The organism is Neisseria sp. P0014.S009, from assembly GCF_051958155.1.
In the GTDB taxonomy this organism is placed as follows: Bacteria; Pseudomonadota; Gammaproteobacteria; order Burkholderiales; family Neisseriaceae; genus Neisseria; species Neisseria flavescens_C.
Genome location: NZ_JBQCVS010000030.1, coordinates 3630 through 6543 on the forward strand (window position 1 = coordinate 3630; position 2914 = coordinate 6543).

4 protein-coding genes are annotated in these 2914 nt (G+C 45.3%); all 4 read left to right on the forward strand.

Translation table 11 applies throughout. From position 1 onward, the window contains the following. Positions 1-224, forward strand: a 224-nt coding sequence (locus ACTHS4_RS11390) for a hypothetical protein (protein WP_440365958.1), incomplete at its 5' end; no start/stop codon positions are given. A gap of 68 nt (positions 225-292) precedes the next feature. Then, positions 293-1048 carry a virulence factor TspB C-terminal domain-related protein gene (locus ACTHS4_RS11395; protein ID WP_440365959.1) on the forward strand — a complete coding sequence of 252 codons (756 nt, stop codon included), beginning with the start codon at positions 293-295 and terminating at the stop codon, positions 1046-1048. A gap of 2 nt (positions 1049-1050) precedes the next feature. Then, positions 1051-1371, forward strand: a complete 321-nt coding sequence (locus ACTHS4_RS11400) for a DUF2523 domain-containing protein (protein ID WP_070825931.1) — start codon at positions 1051-1053, stop codon at positions 1369-1371. Positions 1372-1380: 9 nt separating this feature from the next. Continuing rightward, positions 1381-2352, forward strand: a complete 972-nt coding sequence (locus tag ACTHS4_RS11405; RefSeq protein ID WP_440365960.1) for a zonular occludens toxin domain-containing protein — start codon at positions 1381-1383, stop codon at positions 2350-2352. The last annotated feature ends 562 nt before the right edge of the window (positions 2353-2914 follow it).

The following is a 2914-nucleotide window of genomic DNA, read 5'->3' on the forward strand; positions in this document are numbered from 1 at the left end:
AAGCAATGGCGGTGGCGGAAGCAATGGCGGTGGCGGAAGCAATGGCGGTGGCGGAAGCAATGGCGGTGGCGGAAGCAATGGCGGTGGCGGAAGCAGTGGCGGTGGCGGAAGCAGTGGCGGTGGTGGAAGCAGTGGCGGTGGCGGAAGCAGTGGCGGTGGTGGAAATTCAGGAAGTGGCGGTACAGGTTCTAAAAAACTCGAAAATATTTACGTTAATGAAATGACAGGCGCAGTCTCTGACACATATGAGGGCGCGTGTTCGGGTACAGATAAGCATGGTTGGGCCATGAGAATGGTTGAACATACTAGCGGTGGAACTTTCTGTCAAATTTATGAGCCTGACGGTCGTGGCGGTCGTCCTTTGGGTTCAGCCCCAATTGAAAGGGAGAGGGTTTCTAGTCAAGAGGGTGATTGCGGTCCCGGTTCTAATATGACTTTTGGTAAAAAATCGAACGGCACCTTTTCTGTAGTCTGCACTTATAAACACAAGCCTAAAACAGAAAGTTCAACTGTCGGTTCTACTGGCTCTTCAAGTTCCACTGAAAAGAAAGACGGCCAATCATCAAGCCCTAATAGTTCGTCCGCTGGGGGCGGTGGTGGCGGTGGTCGAGGCGGAGCCGACCACGCCACAACGCCCGACGGCGGAATGCAAGGGGGCGGAAAGAACGGCGGAAGCGGTCAAAGTGGAACGACAGGAACGGGAACAGGAACGGGAACAGGAACAACGGGAACAGGAACGGGAACAGGTTCAGATAGTTCTGGCGATTTAGGCGATATGCCGTCTGCGCCCGATGGAGGTGGAGAACCTGATTGGGGTGGTCTGAAGTCGGATGGTGGATTTGGCAAGTTTTCGCCCTCCTCTGCTTTCTCTACGGGCGGTTATTGTCCTAAAGACATTCAGTTGGATTTTGGTCAGTTTGGTCGCCATAGTTTAACGCTTTCTTTTGTGTGTGAAGCCGCTGAAAAACTCCGATATGTTTTTATCACGTTAGCCTATTTCACTTCGGCAATGATGATTTTTAAAACTGTGAATAGTATGAAAGGATAAAAATGCCTGCTTTGGCTGCTTTTGGACGTGTCTTGCTTCAGTATTTGGGCAGTTTGTTTATTGCTCTTCTTCCGATGCTTAAAAACGCCTTTTTTCAAATTTTGTTGGGTTTGGGTGTGAGTCTTGTATCTTATGAAGGATTGTCAATAGCGGTGGATGGGGTTTTGGATTATGTAACGCGGAATTATTTTCAAATGCCTGCCGATTTAATAGGTTTGCTCGGTCTTGCGGGAATACCCGAAGCCTTGAATATTATTTTTGGCGGTTTTGCGTTTTCGCTGGGTATATGGTCGTCTTATCGTTCGTTTAAATTTTTGAAATAAAGGATAAAAATGATTACTTTGATTACAGGTGTTCCAGGTTCGGGTAAAACTTTGTCGGTTGTTTCGGATTTGGCAAAAAAAGTAAAAAAGGAATGGGCGGATAGAAAAATTTTCACTGAAGGCATTCCAGAATTGACGATAAAGACGGAAAAAATTCCTGAAGGTCATGATATTAAAGATATGAATGTTTGGCTTAAGTATCCTGAAAATCATGGTTCTGTTGTGATTATTGACGAAGCACAAAACGTATTTCCGCCACGCTCTGCTGGTTCAAAAACGCCTGAATTAATTGAATGGCTTCACATTCATAGACATTCGGGTATTGATATTATTCTGATAACCCAAATGCCTGGTCGAATTGATAAACATGTACGCGATTTGGTCGGTGCTCACTATCATATACATAAAACGCCGCTCGGTGTCCGTATGCGTTATTTTTGGGATTATTGCGCCAATAATCCAAAAGTTGAAATGAAAAACGCCCGTGCTGAAGTGTACAAGTTAGATAAAAAGGCATTCGCTTTGTATAAGTCGGCTGAGATTCATACCAAAGTTCAAACGCCGAAAAGTCGTGTTTTGTGGGTCATTCCTATATCTCTTATAGTATTTGGAATAACGGCGTATTGGGGTTTCAAACTTTTAACAGGTTTGGGCGCACCGTCTGAAGATGTTTCGTCAGTGTCTGAAAAATCTGTTGTAGCTTCCGAAACGGTCAAAAAGACGGCTGAACAGGGGTCGGCGGCGTCTGCTCGTGAAATAGGTCATAAAATATCGCAGAATCAGAATAAAAACCTGACGAAAGAAATGCTTGAGCCAAAAATAGAAGGTATGGTCGAATCAAAACCGCTTTATGACAATATCAGACAGGTGAAACAGCTTGAATATCCTGTAGCCTGTATTTCAGGCGGCGTGTCAGGTTGCTCTTGTTATAGCTCTCAAGGCACAGTCATAAAAGAGATAGACAAAAAAAACTTGCAATGAATACGCGAAAAACGGCTTGCCCTTTAATCCCTACAAGGAACAGCCCCGCGAATACGTCCAAAACCGTCAAATTCAGCCTGTAAACAGCGATTCTAGTCAAGTCGTCAGTTTGGGCGGGAAAAGCCCTCAAAATTTGATGTATGACGGCTATGCTGAAGCGGGCGAACAGTTCGCAGCGCGTGGCGGTGTCGTCGGGTCGGCACAATGATAAAAGGTCGTCTGAAACATTTCAGACGACCTTCTTGTCGTGGGTTATTGACTGAACATCATGATGACGGCTAAAATAATCCGCGTATCAATCGTAACGGTCAATTGCAATTTCCCTAGTCTTAATGAGATTTGCATTTGATTCATTCCTGAAAAGTTTCAAACTTGGCAGGAAACGCAAAATCCCCTTGTTCTCAGGCTTGGGGATTTTTGCTATCCCCACCGCTCTTAAATTGTCGTGTTTGTCGGTCTAAGTCATATCAATCCTTTCATGTATCGTTGGTTTTCTGCCCTCGCCCCTCAGGATGGCTTGAGCTGAGTGAAGGGGGTTAACTGCTAGTACGACTGTTTTTTT